Origin of the sequence: Acidovorax sp. JMULE5 (genome assembly GCF_013376875.1) — a bacterium.
Lineage (GTDB): Bacteria > Pseudomonadota > Gammaproteobacteria > Burkholderiales > Burkholderiaceae_C > Acidovorax > Acidovorax facilis.
Genome location: NZ_CP035951.1, coordinates 2,263,564 through 2,280,051 on the forward strand (window position 1 = coordinate 2,263,564; position 16,488 = coordinate 2,280,051).

17 protein-coding genes are annotated in these 16,488 nt (G+C 63.1%); 5 read left to right on the forward strand and 12 right to left on the reverse strand.

What is annotated here, in order from left to right:
• Positions 1–89 precede the first annotated feature (89 nt).
• Positions 90–452 (reverse strand): DMT family protein, encoded by a 363-nt coding sequence (locus EXV95_RS10145; protein ID WP_055403097.1) that lies wholly within the window; start codon positions 450–452, stop codon positions 90–92.
• Here EXV95_RS10145 and EXV95_RS10150 point away from each other — a divergent pair.
• A complete protein-coding gene (locus EXV95_RS10150; protein WP_176885329.1) occupies positions 382–543 on the forward strand; it encodes a hypothetical protein in 162 nt (53 codons plus the stop codon). The two genes, EXV95_RS10145 and EXV95_RS10150, sit on opposite strands and share 71 nt — an antisense overlap.
• A 129-nt stretch (positions 544–672) precedes the next feature.
• Here the strand turns inward: EXV95_RS10150 and EXV95_RS10155 are convergent, their stop codons facing one another.
• The 8 genes from EXV95_RS10155 to EXV95_RS10190 form a co-directional block, all read right to left on the reverse strand.
• The gene (locus EXV95_RS10155; RefSeq protein WP_055403062.1) at positions 673–1,401 is read right to left on the reverse strand and encodes an ABC transporter ATP-binding protein; all 729 of its coding nucleotides are present in this window, start codon (positions 1,399–1,401) and stop codon (positions 673–675) included.
• A gap of 2 nt (positions 1,402–1,403) precedes the next feature.
• Positions 1,404–2,198, reverse strand: coding sequence for an ABC transporter ATP-binding protein (locus EXV95_RS10160; protein WP_055403064.1), 795 nt, complete (start codon positions 2,196–2,198; stop codon positions 1,404–1,406).
• A 20-nt stretch (positions 2,199–2,218) separates the two neighbouring features.
• On the reverse strand, positions 2,219–3,295 hold the full coding sequence (locus EXV95_RS10165; protein ID WP_121422823.1) for an ABC transporter ATP-binding protein: 1,077 nt from the start codon (positions 3,293–3,295) through the stop codon (positions 2,219–2,221).
• 13 nt (positions 3,296–3,308) lie between these two features.
• Positions 3,309–4,238, reverse strand: coding sequence for a branched-chain amino acid ABC transporter permease (locus EXV95_RS10170; protein ID WP_055403068.1), 930 nt, complete (start codon positions 4,236–4,238; stop codon positions 3,309–3,311).
• A 313-nt stretch (positions 4,239–4,551) separates the two neighbouring features.
• Positions 4,552–5,904, reverse strand: a complete 1,353-nt coding sequence (locus EXV95_RS10175) for a replication-associated recombination protein A (RefSeq protein ID WP_176886726.1) — start codon at positions 5,902–5,904, stop codon at positions 4,552–4,554.
• A 94-nt stretch (positions 5,905–5,998) separates the two neighbouring features.
• A complete protein-coding gene (lolA, locus tag EXV95_RS10180; RefSeq protein WP_176886727.1) occupies positions 5,999–6,631 on the reverse strand; it encodes an outer membrane lipoprotein chaperone LolA in 633 nt (210 codons plus the stop codon).
• Positions 6,632–6,677: 46 nt separating this feature from the next.
• Positions 6,678–9,011 carry a DNA translocase FtsK gene (locus EXV95_RS10185; protein ID WP_176886728.1) on the reverse strand — a complete coding sequence of 778 codons (2,334 nt, stop codon included), beginning with the start codon at positions 9,009–9,011 and terminating at the stop codon, positions 6,678–6,680.
• 69 nt (positions 9,012–9,080) lie between these two features.
• On the reverse strand, positions 9,081–9,758 hold the full coding sequence (locus EXV95_RS10190) for a Crp/Fnr family transcriptional regulator (RefSeq protein ID WP_176886729.1): 678 nt from the start codon (positions 9,756–9,758) through the stop codon (positions 9,081–9,083).
• Positions 9,759–9,949: 191 nt separating this feature from the next.
• Between EXV95_RS10190 and trxB the strand changes: the two genes are divergently transcribed.
• The 3 genes from trxB (at position 9,950) to rpmG (ending at position 11,505) form a co-directional block, all read left to right on the forward strand.
• A complete protein-coding gene (trxB, locus tag EXV95_RS10195; RefSeq protein ID WP_055403077.1) occupies positions 9,950–10,903 on the forward strand; it encodes a thioredoxin-disulfide reductase in 954 nt (317 codons plus the stop codon).
• 186 nt (positions 10,904–11,089) lie between these two features.
• A complete protein-coding gene (gene rpmB / locus EXV95_RS10200) occupies positions 11,090–11,323 on the forward strand; it encodes a 50S ribosomal protein L28 (protein ID WP_007859763.1) in 234 nt (77 codons plus the stop codon).
• A gap of 11 nt (positions 11,324–11,334) precedes the next feature.
• On the forward strand, positions 11,335–11,505 hold the full coding sequence (rpmG, locus tag EXV95_RS10205; protein WP_008904999.1) for a 50S ribosomal protein L33: 171 nt from the start codon (positions 11,335–11,337) through the stop codon (positions 11,503–11,505).
• Between the two features lie 84 nt (positions 11,506–11,589).
• Here rpmG and EXV95_RS10210 read toward each other — a convergent pair whose 3' ends face one another.
• Positions 11,590–13,095 (reverse strand): PLP-dependent aminotransferase family protein, encoded by a 1,506-nt coding sequence (locus EXV95_RS10210; RefSeq protein WP_121505665.1) that lies wholly within the window; start codon positions 13,093–13,095, stop codon positions 11,590–11,592.
• 235 nt (positions 13,096–13,330) lie between these two features.
• Here EXV95_RS10210 and EXV95_RS10215 point away from each other — a divergent pair, with 235 nt between their 5' ends.
• Positions 13,331–13,744, forward strand: a complete 414-nt coding sequence (locus EXV95_RS10215) for a hypothetical protein (protein ID WP_176886730.1) — start codon at positions 13,331–13,333, stop codon at positions 13,742–13,744.
• A gap of 62 nt (positions 13,745–13,806) precedes the next feature.
• Here the strand turns inward: EXV95_RS10215 and EXV95_RS10220 are convergent, their stop codons facing one another.
• Together EXV95_RS10220 and EXV95_RS10225 are read right to left on the reverse strand one after the other, a co-directional pair.
• Positions 13,807–15,021, reverse strand: coding sequence for a fatty acid desaturase (locus tag EXV95_RS10220; protein WP_176886731.1), 1,215 nt, complete (start codon positions 15,019–15,021; stop codon positions 13,807–13,809).
• A 134-nt stretch (positions 15,022–15,155) separates the two neighbouring features.
• Positions 15,156–16,430, reverse strand: a complete 1,275-nt coding sequence (locus EXV95_RS10225) for an RsmB/NOP family class I SAM-dependent RNA methyltransferase (RefSeq protein WP_176886732.1) — start codon at positions 16,428–16,430, stop codon at positions 15,156–15,158.
• Positions 16,431–16,488 lie beyond the last annotated feature (58 nt).

Here is a 16,488-nt window from a genome sequence, read left to right on the forward strand (position 1 = left end):
GACTTTTAAATGACAGGCGAGTTTAACCGGCCGCCCTCACCCGCAGCCACGGGCGCCCGGCGCGTATACCGGGCAACACGCACCATTCATCAGGCACTGCGGAAAATGAAATACACAGCCCCCACCAGGCACAGGCCTGCCCAGAGATAGTCCCACTTCAGGGGCTGGCCCATGTAGAACACCGCGAACGGCACAAACACCGCCAGCGTGATCACCTCCTGCATGATCTTGAGCTGCCCCACGTTGAACTGGGTAAACCCGATCCGGTTGGCAGGCACCTGCAGCAGGTACTCGAACAATGCAATGCCCCAACTCACCAGCGCTGCGGTGTACCAGGGTGACGTGGCCAGGTTCTTGAGGTGCCCGTACCAGGCAAAGGTCATGAAAACGTTGCTGGCAATGAGCAGCAACACGGTCTGGAGTGATACGGGCAAGGATTGCAGAGCGGACATCGACATGCGGCGACAGGTGGTGGCGGGGTGGGTGCAAATTATGAACAAAATTGGCATCTGGCGCTGGATACACATCCGCCGTAAGCTATAAAAAATATAGCAATCAGTTCATGCAAACGCCAACGCCTGCGCCAAAAAAAAGGCACCGCCGTGTGGCAGTGCCTTGTGCGACGCACCATGCGCCTGCCCCACGCAGGGCGGGCCGGGCATGGGTGTTGCCTTATTCGCCCAGGTAGGCGGCGCGCACCTTGGGATCGTTCAGGAGTTCCTGGCCGGGGCCGGCCATGGTGATCAGGCCGGACTCCATCACGTAGCCACGGTCGGCAATCGCCAGCGCCCGGCTCGCGTTCTGCTCCACCAGCAAAATGGTGACGCCCAGGGCGTACACATCGCGCACCACTTCAAAGATCTTGTCCACCATGATGGGCGACAGACCCATGGAGGGCTCGTCCAGCAGCAGCACCTTGGGCTGGCTCATCAGCGCACGGCCCATGGCCAGCATCTGCTGCTCGCCGCCCGACATGGTGCCAGCGAGCTGGTCCTTGCGCTCGCGCAGGCGCGGGAAGATGGTGAACATCTTTTCGATGTCGGCCAGGATGCCTGCCTTGTCGCGGCGCGTGTAGGCGCCCATCTGCAGGTTCTCGGTAATGGTCATGCGGGCGAACACGCCCCGGCCTTCCGGCACCATCACAAGGCCCTTCTTCACCAGATCCCAGGCGCCCTTGCCCTTGATGCTTTCACCCAGGTAATGGATGTCGCCATCGTTCATGCCCAGGGTGCCGGTGATGGCCTTCATGGTGGTGGTCTTGCCAGCGCCGTTGGAGCCAATCAGCGAAACCAATTCCCCCTCGCGCACTTCAAAGTCCACGCCCTTCACGGCCTGGATACCGCCGTAGGCCACTTTCAGGCCCTTGACCTGCAGCAGTACCTTGTTGGATTTTTCGGCCATTCTCAATGTCCTCCGGTGCCCAGATAGGCCTCAATCACTTTTTCGTTCTTCTGCACGGTGGCAGGCGTACCTTCGGCGATCTGCTTGCCGTAGTCGAGCACCGTCACGCGGTCGCACAGGCCCATCACCAGCTTCACGTCGTGCTCGATGAGCAAGATGGTGCGGTTGTCGTTGCGGATGCGGTCGATCAGTTCGCGCAGCAGCACCTTTTCGGTGGCGTTCATGCCGGCTGCGGGCTCGTCCAGCGCAATCAGTTGCGGATCGGTGGCCAGGGCCCGGGCGATCTCCAGGCGGCGTTGGTCGCCGTAGGAGAGGGTACGCGCCTTGTAGTCGGCGAACTTGCCGATGCCCACGTAGTCGAGCAGTTCCTGCGCGCGCTTGGCAATGGCCAGCTCTTCTTCCTTGAAGCCTTTGGTGCGCAGCACCGCGCCCAGCAGGCCGGACTTGGTGCGGATGTGGCGGCCCACCATCACGTTTTCCAGCGCCGTCATTTCTGCAAACAGGCGGATGTTCTGGAAGGTGCGGGCGATACCTGCCTTGGCCACTTCATGCACAGCGGTGGGCTCGTAAGGCTTGCCTGCCAGCTCAAAGGTGCCGCTGTCGGGGGTGTACAGGCCCGTGATCACGTTGAAGAACGTGGTCTTGCCCGCGCCGTTGGGACCGATCAGGCCATAGACCTGGCCACGCTCGATGGTGATGCCCACGTCGGAGAGGGCTTGCAGGCCGCCAAAACGCTTGGAAATACCTGCAACCCGCAGCACCACGTCGCTGGCTGATTTCTGAATGTTCTCTGCCATGTTCTAACTTTCTGCGGTGTTCAGGTCTTCTGCGTGAGGCTCTTGCCATGGTCGGGCGCTGGCCACAGACCACGGGGACGCATCAGCATGATGATGATCATGGCCAGTGCGATCAGCAGCTGGCGCAGGATGGCCGAGTCCAGACGGCCGTCCGTCATGGCCTGCAGCGGGCCTGCCACATAGCGCAGCACTTCGGGCAGGGCCGACAGCAGCACGGCACCCAGGATCACGCCGGGAATGTGGCCGATACCGCCCAGCACCACCATGGCGACGATCATGACCGACTCCATCAGGCTGAACGACTCGGGCGATACAAAGCCCTGGAACGCACCGAACATCGCACCCGACACGCCGCCAAACGAAGCGCCCATGCCGAAGGCCAGCAGCTTCATGTTGCGGGTGTTGATGCCCATCGCCTTGGCGGCGATTTCGTCTTCACGGATGGCCATCCAGGCGCGGCCGATGCGTGAGTCCTGCAGGCGATAGCAAATAACGATGGAGACCACCACCAGAACCAGGAACAGGTAGTAGTACAGCGTGACGGAGCTGATATCAAAGCCGAACACCTCCAGGCGCTTGCCCAGGTCCAGGCCAAAAATCTTGACCGAGTCGATCTGGCCCAGGCCCTTGGGGCCGTTGGTCAGGTTGACGGGGTGGTCCAGGTTGTTCAGGAAGATACGGATGATTTCGCCGAAGCCCAAGGTCACGATGGCCAGGTAGTCCCCGCGCAACTTGAGCGTGGGCGCCCCCAGAAGCGCTCCGAAGAACGCCGCTAGTAACGCCGCCACCGGTATCACCAGCCACAGCGAGGTGTGCAAGCCGTTGGGGAACATGGCGGCAAACGCCGCAAAGTTGTCCGCAAGGTGCGGCGAGGCCATCAAGGCAAACAGGTAGGCGCCCACGGCGTAGAACGCCACGTAGCCCAGGTCCAGCAGGCCGGCGTAGCCCACCACGATGTTCAGGCCCAGGGCCAGCAGCACATACAGCAGCGCCAGGTCGGCGATACGCACCCAGGCATTGCCGAAGGATTGCAGGATCAGCGGCAGCACCAGCAGCGCTACAGCGCCGAGGATCCAGTTGGTTTTGGTGTTCTTCATGGTGTGAGGCTCCTCAGGCGCGATCGGCCACACGCTCACCCAGCAGGCCCGAAGGACGCAGCGTCAGGATGATGATGAGCACGATGAACGCAAAGATGTCGGTGTAGTGGCTGCCAAGCAGACCGCCCGTGAGCGTGCCGATGTAGCCCGAGCCGATGGCTTCAATGAGACCCAGCAAAATGCCGCCCACCACTGCACCGGCCAGGTTGCCAATGCCGCCGAACACCGCCGCCGTGAAGGCCTTGAGGCCCGGCAGGAAGCCCATGGTGTGCTGCGCCGTGCCGTAGTTGGAGGCATACATGATGCCGGCCACAGCGGCCAGAATGGCGCCGATGATGAAGGTGGCGGAAATCACCATGTCGGGCTTGACGCCCATCAGGGAAGCAACGCGGGGGTTCTCAGCCGTGGCGCGCATCGCGCGGCCCAGGTTGGTGTGGTTCACCAGGTACACCAGCGAGGCCAGGGCAACAGCGGTCACGCCCAGGATCAGGATCTGCGTGGGGGTGATGTAAGCGCCACCCACCTCGAACGGCGCGCTGGGCAACATCGTGGGATAGGGCTTGTAGTTGGGCTTCCAGATGATCATGGCCAGCGTCTGCAGCAGGATCGACATGCCGATGGCGGTGATCAGGGGGGCGAGACGAGGACTGTTGCGCAGAGGGCGATAGGCCACCTTCTCGATCACAAAATTGAGCGTTGCGGCAACCACGCAGGCAATGAGGGTGGCCAGCAGCAGGATGAGCCAGCCCGGGGCGCCAGGCATTGCAGCCTGCATCATTCCTATACAGCTCCAACTGGTCAGAGCCCCGATCATGAGCACTTCGCCGTGGGCGAAATTGATCAGCTGAATAATGCCGTACACCATCGTGTAGCCCAAGGCTATCAAGGCGTACATGCTGCCGAGTACCAGACCGTTGATGATCTGTTGCAGCAAAATGTCCATAAGAGAAGTCCTTCGTTTGTAACGTACCCACCGCTTTGGCACCGGAATCGGTACAGCCTTGTGGGCCCGACTGCCATCTAGCAAAAAACCCGCCAGAAGTGCAGCTGTGCGGGTTTGTGGACGGGATTGTAGCGAGTAGTCACAAGCGGCCCCCACCAAGCCGGGCGGGGTTTTCCCTCGGGTTGGCGCCACATCAGCGTGCAACGCAATCCATAAGCTCACATGATGCAAGCAGGAAAATTGATGTGCAAACTTATTACCAGCTTCATGCCAAATCAGCATGACGCGGGGTGCGCCTCCCACGGGCAGAGGTTCAGGACTTTTCGTCCGACCCGTCCTCCAGATCGGCTGAAACATTGCGCGCACGCAGCTCACGCAACTTCTGTGCAATCTTGATTTCGAGCCCGCGCTCCACCGGCGCGTAAAAACCGGGCTCCGGCATGCCCTCGGGCAGGTAGTTTTCGCCTGCGGCAAAGCCGCCCTCTTCGTCGTGCGCGTAGCGGTAGCCCTTGCCGTAGTCGAGCTGTTTCATGAGCTGTGTTGGTGCGTTGCGCAGGTGCATGGGCACGGGGCGGGTGCCGTCCTGCTTCACCCAGGCGCGGGCTGCGTTGTAGGCCTTGTAGACCGCGTTGGACTTGGGCGCCACGGCCAGGTACACCACACATTCGGCCAGGGCCAGCTCACCCTCGGGGCTGCCCAGGCGCTCGTACACCTCGGTAGCGTCCAGCGCCAGGCGCAGCGCACGCGGGTCGGCCAGGCCGATGTCCTCGCTGGCCATGCGCACCAGGCGGCGCGCCATGTAGCGCGGGTCGGCACCGCCGTCGAGCATGCGCACCAGCCAGTACAGCGCAGCGTCGGGGTCGGAGCCGCGCACCGACTTGTGCAACGCGCTGATGGTGTCGTAGAACTGCTCGCCGCCCTTGTCATAGCGGCGCATGCGCTCGCCCAGCACCTTGAGCAGCCAGGCGTCGGTGATCTCGGACAGCTTCTCCTGCGTGGCCGCCATGGCCAGGGTTTCGAGTGTGTTGAGCAATCTGCGGGCATCGCCATCGGCATAGGCCACCAGGCGGTCGATTGCTACATCTTCGATAGCTGGTAGCGCTTTCTCCGCCTGCGCCAGAGCCACTATTTGCTTCAAATCCTGTTCGGACAGCGGCTGCAGCACGTACACGGCGGCGCGGGATAGCAGCGCCGAGTTCACCTCGAACGACGGGTTTTCGGTGGTCGCACCAATGAAGGTAAACAACCCGCTCTCCACATGCGGCAAGAAGGCATCTTGCTGGCTCTTGTTGAAGCGGTGCACTTCATCCACGAAGACGATCGTGCGCTGCTGCATCAGACCATCACGCGCGGCCTCGGCACGTTCGACCGCTTCGCGGATGTCCTTGACCCCGCCCAGCACGGCACTGATGCTGATGAACTGCGCGTCAAAAGCATCGGCCATCAGGCGTGCGATGGTCGTCTTGCCCACACCCGGCGGGCCCCAGAGGATGCAGCTGTGCGGGCGGCCCGATTCGAACGCGAGCCGCAGCGGCATGCCCGGGCCCAGCACGTGCTGCTGCCCGATCACCTCGCCCAGCGTGCGGGGCCGCAGGCGCTCGGCCAGGGGCTGGTGGGCCGAGGGGTGGGCCTGGGAAGGTGCTGCGGAGGCACTGCGTGCTGCCATGTTCGTATCCTGTCTACATCACGCTGGTTTTTAAGCCAAATTGGCCTCTAGCGCTTATCTTATAAGCGCTTGCAGCTATCTTTTTCGCAGCAACTTACTGTTTCACCACATCCGCTCCAGCGGGCGGCTTGAACTGGAAGGTGCTGGCGGGCAGCGCTGCGTTGGCCTGCATGCCATTGAAACGAATCAGGGAGCGCTGGCCAAAGCTGTCCAGAATGTCGAGGGCCGCCAGTTGCTCACCCGCAAAACCCACGCGCACGCTCTTGAGCTGACCATCCTTGGTCTTGGGGCTGGCCAGCACCCACTGCAGGCCATCCTGCTCAGGCGCTGCTTCGAGCGTGAACTCGGCCTTGAGCGCCGACAGGTCGGGGGCCGATGCGAGCAGCGCGGCGGGCGTGCTGCCCAGCGCCTGTGACTGCGAGCGCTGGGTGACCTGGTTCAGGTCCACGTCGTACAGCCACAGGGTCTGGCCATCGGCCACGATGGTCTGCTCGAAGGGTTTCTTGTAGACGAACTTGAAACGCCCGGGGCGCTGGAATTCAAAACTGCCGCTTGATGTCTTGGTGCGCGCGGTCTGGCCGTCCTTGGGGGGCGAAGTCACGGTCTGCGTGAAATCCGCCTTGCCCGTTTGTGCGCCCTTCATGAACGATTCAAGGCTTTTCAAACCATCAGCGCTGGCCAGCGTTGCGCCGGCAGCTATCAAAATTGCAGTAACGGTCTTTTTCAAAAGGAACTCCTGTGGGGCACGGACTGGGCCCATCGCCCTGCCCTTGTCATTCGCTGCGCGCGGGAACCAGCACTTCGCGCTGGCCGCTGGTGGTCAGGCCACTCACAAGGCCCGCCTTTTCCATGTCTTCCAGCAGCCGCGCCGAGCGGTTGTAGCCAATGCGCAGCTTGCGCTGCACGTACGAGATGCTGGCCTTGCGGTCCTTGAGCACCACTTCGACGGCCTGGTCGTACATGGGGTCCTTTTCACCCCCGTCACCGCCGCCCTCCCCTGAAAGATCACCCTCGCCATCCACAGTTCCGCCTTCGAGCACGCCTTCTATGTAGTCCGGCTCCCCTTGTTGCTTGAGGTAACTGACGACACGGTGTACTTCCTCGTCCGACACGAAGGCGCCATGCACGCGGATTGGCAGGCCCGTGCCGCTGGCCATGTAGAGCATGTCGCCCATGCCCAGCAGGGCCTCAGCGCCCATCTGGTCGAGGATGGTGCGGCTGTCGATCTTGGAGCCCACCGAGAACGCGATGCGGGTGGGAATGTTGGCCTTGATCAGGCCCGTGATCACGTCCACGCTGGGGCGCTGGGTGGCCAAGATCAGGTGGATGCCAGCAGCTCGCGCCTTTTGCGCGAGGCGGGCGATCAGCTCTTCGATCTTCTTGCCCACCACCATCATCAGGTCGGCCAGCTCGTCGATGATGACCACGATGTGCGGCAGGCGCTGCAGCGGTTCGGGCTCTTCGGGCGTCAGGCTGAAGGGGTTGTAGATAAACTCTTCGCGCGCCTTGGCTTCATCGATCTTGACGTTGTAGCCCGCGAGGTTGCGCACGCCCAGCTTGGACATGAGCTTGTAGCGCCGCTCCATCTCGGCCACGCACCAGTTCAGGCCGTGGGCGGCCTGTTTCATGTCGGTGACCACCGGGGCCAGCAGGTGCGGGATGCCTTCGTACACCGACATTTCCAGCATCTTGGGGTCGATCATCAGCAGGCGCACATCGCGCGCCTCGGCCTTGTACAGCAGCGACAGGATCATCGCGTTGATCCCCACCGACTTGCCTGAGCCCGTGGTACCCGCCACCAGCACGTGCGGCATCTTGGCAAGGTCTGCCACCACCGGGTTGCCCACGATGTCCTTGCCCAGGCCCATGGTGAGCATGCTCTTGGCCTCGTGGTAGACCTGCGAGCCCAGGATTTCGGACAGACGGATGGACTGGCGCTTGGCGTTGGGCAGCTCCAGCGCCATGAAGTTCTTGCCGGGGATGGTTTCCACCACGCGGATGGACACCAGACTGAGCGAGCGCGCCAGGTCCTTGGCCAAGCCCACAATCTGCGAGCCCTTCACGCCGGTGGCGGGCTCGATTTCGTAGCGCGTGATCACCGGGCCGGGCATGGCCGCGACCACACGCACTTCCACGCCAAAGTCCTTGAGTTTTTTCTCGATAAGGCGGCTGGTCATCTCCAGCGTCTCGGGCGCCACGGTTTCCTGGCGCTGCAGCGGGCCATCGAGCAAGTCCACCAGTGGCAGCTTGCTGTCGGGCATCTCGGTGAACAGCGGCTTCTGGCGCTCCTTCACCACACGCGCGCTTTGCGGCACGTCTACCAGCACGGGTTCGATGATCTGGATCGGTTGGGGGTGGTGCACCTCGCTCTCGGTGCGCTCCTCCAGCACCACCACTTCACGCTCGCGCGCGGCCTTGCGACCCACAGCCACATCCTTGGCCACTTCGCGCTTGGCCAGGCGCGACTGCACCAATGCGTCGATGCGCCCTCCCACAAATTCCGCGACGTGGCCCCAGGAGAAACGGAACACCAGCGCCGCACCCAGCACCGCCAGCACGATGGCCAGCAAGCCCGAGCCCGTAAAACCCAGCCACTTCACACTGGCAGGCCCCGTGATGTAGCCCAGCACGCCACCAGCATGCCCCGGCAGGAACGCTTCAAACCGGTACAGGCGCGACCACTCCAGCGCAGTGCTTGCACACATCAGCACCACCAGCCCCACCCAGAACATGGCCCGCCTGCGCATCGGGCTTACCGCGCCCGGGGCCGATTCGCCGCCACGCATCCACCGCGCGAGCGACGACAACCAGGCCCGCACACCGGCCGCCACACACCACCAGACTGAAAAACCCAGTGCGAAGTAGCTGCCATCAGCCAGCCACGCGCCAAACCGGCCCGCCCAGTTGGCGACCAAACGCCCACCCCGGGCGCCCGAGGTGGACCATGCGGCATCCTGCGCGGAATAGCTCAGCAGGGCCAGCAACCAGAAAATCAGGGCCAGCAGCCCCACCATCAGGCCAATTTCATGGCCAAAACGGGCAGCGCCCGTACGCGGCGGCGACTTCGCCGCAGCCGATGCATTCAGGGTATTAAGGGAATAGGTCATAAGCGTGCCGGGCGAGCTTACCCCATGCACCGCAAGGGATTGGCGCTTGGGCTTCAGCCGCCCCGGCGTTCAACCCAGTGCGTTCAATCGGTCCTTAAGCAGCGTGGCGCCGCTGGGCAATGCCTCGATGAAGCCACGCTCCTCCAGGTCTTTCATCACGCGGCTGACCATCTCGCGGGAGGCGCCCACCATCTTGGCCAGGTCCTGCCGGGAGATTTTTTCTTTGATCACCAACTGGCCCTGAGCGTCGGGCACCGCAAAGTCCAGCAGGGCATGGGCCACACGCCCATACACATCCAGCAACGCCAGTGACTCAATCTTGCGGTCGGCATGGCGCAGGCGCTTGACCAGCCCCCGCATCACCACCAGCGACATGGAGGCGTTCTCTGTGAGGCAACGCGCGAACTCTGCGCGCCCGAGCATGAGCACATCGGTCTGCACCTCGGCACGCACCGTGGCCGAGTGGGGTTCGTTGTCGATGATGCTCATCTCGCCGAGGTAGTCGCCCTGCGCGAGGGTGGCCAAAATCACCTCACGCCCCCGGCTGTCCGATGTCATCACGCGGGCGCGCCCCGTGAGCAGGATGAACAGGGCGTTGGATTTTTGCCCTTGCTCCACCAGCGCCTCGCCACGCTTGAAGCGGCGCTTGATCACCGCACCACTGATCACCTCGGCCTGGGCCACCGTGAGCAGCGAGAACAAGGGCACCCGGCGCAGCAGGTCCAGGTTGGACAACATCGTCGACATGAAAACTCCTCTCTAGAGCGACCCAACCGGAGCCGCACGGGTTGTGCAAGGGGTATCAATGGGTTCTTACAATCGCCGTGATTGAAAAAGGGACCGCTCGCGTGAGCGGTGCACGGTTGATACTTGCCAGTTCAACCCCCAGCTTCCCCAACAGCGCCGCATCTAGCAGGCGCAAAACACAGGCTTTTACCATGTCCACCACCCAACACGCGAAAGTTCTGATCCTTGGCTCTGGCCCTGCGGGCTACACCGCAGCGGTTTATGCCGCCCGCGCCAACCTGAACCCGGTGCTCATCACCGGCATGGCCCAGGGTGGCCAGCTGATGACCACGACCGAGGTGGACAACTGGCCGGCCGACGTGCATGGCGTGCAGGGGCCGGAGCTGATGCAGCGCTTTCTGGAGCACGCCGAGCGCTTCAAGACCCAGATCATCTTTGACCACATCAACAAGGTCGATTTCAGCCAGCGCCCCTTCACCCTCACCGGCGACAGCGGCACCTACACCTGCGATGCGCTGATCCTGGCCACTGGCGCATCGGCCAAGTACCTGGGCCTGCCTTCGGAAGAGGCCTTCATGGGCAAAGGCGTGTCGGGCTGCGCCACCTGCGACGGCTTCTTCTACCGCGAGCAGGACGTCTGCGTGGTCGGTGGCGGCAATACGGCGGTAGAAGAAGCGCTGTACCTGTCGAACATCGCCCGCAAGGTCACCCTGGTGCACCGACGCGACAAGTTCAAGGCCGAGCCCATCCTGGTGGACAAGCTCAACGAAAAGGTCGCGGCCGGCAAGATCGAGCTCAAGCTATTTCACACGCTCGACGAAGTGCTGGGCGACAACACGGGCGTGACGGGCATCCGCATCAAGAGCACCAAGGACGGAAGCACGGAAGACATCAAGCTGCAGGGCTGCTTCATCGCCATCGGCCATGCGCCCAACACCGAAATATTCCAAGGCCAGCTGGAGATGGAGAACGGCTACATCATCACCCAGGGCGGCCTCAAGGGTTTTGCCACCCAGACCAGCGTGCCCGGCGTGTTTGCCGCAGGCGATGTGCAGGACCATGTGTACCGCCAAGCGATCACCAGCGCGGGCACGGGCTGCATGGCGGCACTGGACGCCCAGCGCTTCCTGGAACAAGAGTCTTGATTAAAAACTGGGCAGCAGGCTATAATCTGCGGCTTTGCTGAATTCGGCCCGTTTTTGCGGTCCTCCGAAACAGGCAAATCAATCGGGTTACCGCCACCCTTTCTGGCGAGGTGAGGCCGCAAGCCAACCTGGGCACACAAGCCCAGGGCCCAGCGAACGGCCGTTAAAAAGTATCGGAGTGTCCTCATGGCACGCGTCTGCGACGTAACGGGCAAGAAGCCCATGGTCGGGAACAACGTTTCCCACGCCAACAACAAAACCAAGCGCCGGTTCCTGCCGAACCTGCAATACCGCCGTTTCTGGGTCGAGACCGAAAATCGCTGGGTTCGCCTGCGCGTTTCGAGCGCTGCCCTGCGTTTGATCGACAAGAACGGTATCGACTCGGTGCTCGCAGACCTGCGCGCACGTGGTCAGGCTTAAGGAGAAGCACCATGGCAAGCAAAGGCGGACGCGACAAGATCAAGCTGGAATCCACTGCGGGTACCGGCCACTTCTACACCACGACCAAGAACAAGAAGACCATGCCCGAGAAAATGCTGATCATGAAATTTGATCCAAAAGCTCGCAAGCATGTGGAATACAAGGAAATGAAGCTGAAGTAATTCGGCCCGTTCCCTCAAAAAAACCGCCCGTCCAGGGCGGTTTTTTTATGCCTGCTGCGCAGACCTTTCACCCAGACTCTTTGCTCAAGCAACCTTGCGCGGCACGGGCAACTCGGCCATCTGTGCAGCCAGCAAGGCGCCCAGCGTGCGGTAGCCCGCCTCCACTTCGGCCGTGAACGGCATCCCACAGCTCAGCCGCAAGAAGTGCTCATACCGCCCGGTGTTGGAGAACATGGGGCCCGGGGCCACACGGATACCGTTTTGCAGCGCCTCGTCGTACAGGCGCGTGGAAGAGATGCCGACCGGCAGCTCCAGCCACAGGCTCAGGCCACCCGGCGGCAGGCTCAGTCGTGTGCCCATGGGAAAGTAGCGCGCCACGGCCCTCGCCGCCTGTTCTCGCTGGATGCGCAGCTGCGCCCGCATGCGGCGCATGTGGCGCTCGTAGGCCGGAGAGTCCACACTGCGCGCCGCCAGCAGCTGCGACCAGGTCTGCATGTTGCGCGTGCGAGCGAACTTGATCATCTGCACACGGGCCTGCCAGCGCCCCGCGCTCATCCAGCCCTGGCGCAAGCCGGGAGCAAAGCTCTTGCTGAGCGATGCGCAATAGATCACCTGCCCGGCATCGCCCTGCCGGTCCCAGGCCTTGGCGGGCCGCAGCACGTGCGGCGACTCCACGAACTCCCGGTAGATGTCGTCCTCGATGAGGGCTAAGCCATGCTCCACGCACAGAGCCACCAGTCGCTCCTTGTGCGCATCGGGCATCACGCTGCCCTGCGGCATCTGCAGGTGGGGGACCACCACGACACCCTTGAGCCGTGGTTCGTTGCGCGCAGCCAGCTCCAGGGCTTCGAGCGACATGCCGGTGTGCGGGCTGCAGGGGATCTCCAGCGCGCGCAGCCCGCGCACCTCGATGGCCTGCAGGATGCCAAAGAAGGTGGGCGATTCCACGGCAATCACATCCCCCGGCTCGGCCACTGCATCCAGCGCAAGGTTCACGGCTTCGGAGTTGCCGAGCGTTGCGCCAATATCGGCCGGCGCGACACACACGCCGAAGGTGAGCGCATGCCGGGCCATGGCCTGCTGGAATTCGGGGTGGGTGGTGGGCGCGGACGGGCCGTACACCAGGACGTCGGGTTGCTCGCGCAACAGGCCGTGGGCCAGGCGGTTGAGCGCTGCCGCATCAAACAGGCTTGGCGCGGGCATGGCGCTGCCCAAGTCCAGCGGCAGCGGGCCTGCGCGGCGGGCCTTTTCGAGAAAACCGGAAATGCGCTCGTTGATGCCCGCAAACACCCGCGGGTCGTGGGCCAGCGGCTCGTGCAACTCGGGCTCGCGCGCCCGGGGCAACGCCACATCGCCCGGCTCCCGCACAAAGTAGCCCACCCGCTCGCGCGCCTCCACGCAGCCCAGGGATTCGAGATGCCGCAACACTTGCAGCGCGGTGGTCAGGCTCACTTGGTGCCGCTGGCACAGCTCCCGCACCGACGGCATGCGCATGCCAGGCGTCAGGCTGCCAGCGGCTATGGCCTGTTCGTACAAAGCTGCGAGTTGGCGGTAGAGCGGGGCATCCCGCGAATCGGAGGAATGTGACATGGCGGGTAAGGGGTACTGCTGCCGAGCCGTGGCGCAGGCTCAGAAGCCTAGAGGCGCATCGTGCCCGAGCCCTCTCTGCGGGTACAGATACAGGAACGCACAGATCGGACCATAACAGCACGCCATTAATCTGCGCTGTTCTACCCGTTCCTGCACCGCCGTGTACCTGCCGGGGCAACGCTGCTTTTTTTACGCTACAGCCTCACAGCAGCCCTTCCTTCAGGAGCCCCGCACCATGCCACAGCGCAATCCAACCACCATCCCGCCCACCACCCCATCGGCCGCAGTCACCTTGGGCCTCACACCCGGCCAGAGCCTGTGGCTGTGCCTGCCGCCCGGCAGCGCACTGCACACCACTCAGGGAGAGGTGTCACTTCGCTTTGCTCCACGAGACTTCGGGCACGCGTTGCACACTCTGCCGCAAATGCGGCTTGGGGCGGGCGAACATCTGCCCGAGGGCTGGAACACCAAGGCCGCCTGGGTGCAGGTGGGCAACGCCCTGCACTGCCGCTCTGAGATCCAGGTGATCGAAGGCACTCCCAGGCCGGGACTTTGGCACCAAGTACGGCACCTGCTGCGCTCAGCCTTTGCAGGCCGGGACAAAACCACAAAGAACCGCGCTTTTGGCAAGGTGCCCGCAATGCGGTAACCGCTGCACCAAAGAAAAAGGCCTTGCCAGATGGCAAGGCCTTGGACAATGCGCGGCCCGCTTCAGGCCTGCGCCGCACGCAGCCGTAGCGAGAACTCACGCAGGGCGGCTATACCGCTTTCTTCCGCGCGGCGGCACCAGGCTTGCAGGTCCGCGGTGAGCTGCTCGCGCGATTGCGAGGTGTTGAGCCACAGCTGGCGCAGCTCTTCGCGCATGGTGACCATCTTGTCGAGCGCGGGGTGCGCGGCACGGGCCTGGGCCAGTTGCGGCAATGCGATGGCCGGCACCTTCTCGGCATCGCGGTGCAGCCAGCGCTTGGCGGCCTGGAGCACCGAGGCATCGGCATTGCGTGCCTTGAGCGCTGCGATTTCGTCCTTGCAGGCCTGGCGCACGCCACGTGCATAGCCAGCCATCACCTCATAGCGGTTGGCAATCAGGGCCTCCAGCGTCTTTTCATCGGCTACAGGCTTGACGTCACCCAACTGGAGCTTGGGCGGCACCTTCTTGACCGTGGCCCAGCCAATCTTCTTCATCATGGTGATGTAGACCCAGCCGATGTCGAACTCATACGGCTTGACCGAGAACTTGGCCGACGTGGGATAGGTGTGGTGGTTGTTATGCAGCTCTTCGCCGCCAATGATGATGCCCCAGGGCGAGAGGTTGGTGCTGGCATCCTGCGCCTCAAAGTTGCGGTAGCCCCAGTAGTGGCCCACACCGTTTACCACACCCGCCGCCCAGAACGGAATCCAGAGCATCTGCACCGCCCACACTGCGGCGCCCAGAGCGCCGAACAGTGCAAGGTTCAGGATCAGCATGAGGCCCACACCCTGCCAGCCGTAACGGGTGTAGACGTTGCGCTCCATCCAGTCATCGGGCGTGCCGTGGCCGAACTTCTTCATCGTCTCCTGGTTCTTGGACTCGGCGCGGTACAGCTCGGCGCCACGCCACATCACGGTGTCCAGCCCCCGGGTTTGGGGGCTGTGGGGGTCGTCCACGGTTTCGCACTTGGCGTGGTGTTTGCGGTGGATAGCGACCCATTCCTTGGTGACCATGCCCGTACCGATCCACAGCCAGAAGCGGAAAAAGTGCGAAGGGATGGCGTGCAAGTCCAGCGCGCGGTGCGCCTGCGCGCGGTGCAGGAAAATCGTGACCGCCGCAATGGTGATGTGGGTCGTCGCCAGGGTGTACAGAATGATCTGCCACCAGGCCAGGTTCCACAACCCATGGCCCAGCCAGTCAATGGCAGCGCTCAGTACAGCCCAATCGGGTAACAGCATATTCAGAAAGCCTTACTTCTACAGAGAACCCGTTCGCCAACGGACCGGGTATCTGATTTTAGAGTGGTCCCCACGAAATAGGTTCGGGGGTATCCATGGTATTTACGCTGATTTAGCGCCTTTAGAGGGCCAAGTCAGGCCTTTTTGGACCAGATTGCGGCAAAGAACCCATCCGTTTGGTGCACATGGGGCCACAGGCGCAAATAACCACTGCCCGACTCACCACCGCTGCACAGAGCCTTGGCCCCCTCCACCTTGAGCTGCTCCAGCAGTTCGCCCGCGTCGAGCAGTTCAAAGTCCGGGTGCGATGCGCTGAATGCCTCTGCGATGGCCTCGTTTTCCTGCGGCAGGATGCTGCAGGTGGCATACACCAGACGGCCGCCGGGCTTGAGCAGGCGCGCTGCGCTGTCCAGAATGGCGGTCTGTTTGGCCACCAGCTCTTCGATGGCTTTGGGCGACTGGCGCCATTTGAGGTCCGGGTTCCGCCGCAGAGTCCCCAGGCCTGAGCACGGAGCATCGACCAGCACGCGGTCAATCTTGCCCGCCAGCCGCTTGACGCGGTCATCGCGCTCGTGGGCAATGGCGGCGGGGTGCACGTTCGACAGGCCGCTGCGGGCCAGGCGCGGTTTCAGAGCATCCAGACGGTGCGCCGAGACATCAAACGCATACAGGCGCCCGGTGCTGCGCATGCCCGCGCCGATGGCCAGGGTCTTTCCACCTGCACCTGCGCAAAAATCCACCACCATCTCGCCGCGCTTGGCGTCAAGCAGCAGGGCCAGCAACTGCGAGCCTTCATCCTGCACCTCGATGGCACCGCGCGTGAACGCATCCAGCTTGGTCAGCGCAGGCTTGTCGTCAATGCGCAGGCCCCAGGGCGAATACGGCGTGGAGCTGGCCTTGATACCGGCCTTGGCGAGCTCCTTTTGTACGTCGGCACGCTTGTCTTTGAGGGCATTGACGCGCAAATCCAGCGGGGCGCTCTGCGCCAGGCTTTCCACCAGCGGCCAGAAGCCGTCGCCCAGCTGGTCCTTGAGGGGCTTCACCAGCCATTCGGGCAGGTTGTGACGGTGGCGCTCCATCAGGTCATCGACCGTGACCGCATCGCACTGGTCCAGCCAGTTCTTTTCCTGGTCAGTCAGTGCGCTCTTGAGGAAGTCGCGCGGGCCGTAAAACCCCAGGATGGCCAGACGGCGCTCCTTGGGTCCCGAGCCCGAGGGCGCCATGTGGTCGAACAGGAGCTTCTTGCGCAGCACGGTGTAGACCGTTTCGGCCAGGGTGGCCCGCTCGCGGGGGCCCAGGCCCCGGTTGTCGCGGAAGAATCGTGACACCACCGCATCGGCGGGGTGTTCAAACGTGAGGGTGAGCCTGACCAATTCGGCACAGGCGTCGAGAAGAACTTTGGGATGCATGCCCGTATTGTCCACCCCCTGAGCCGCTTCGCGTCATCCCCCGCAGGGGGACGCCACC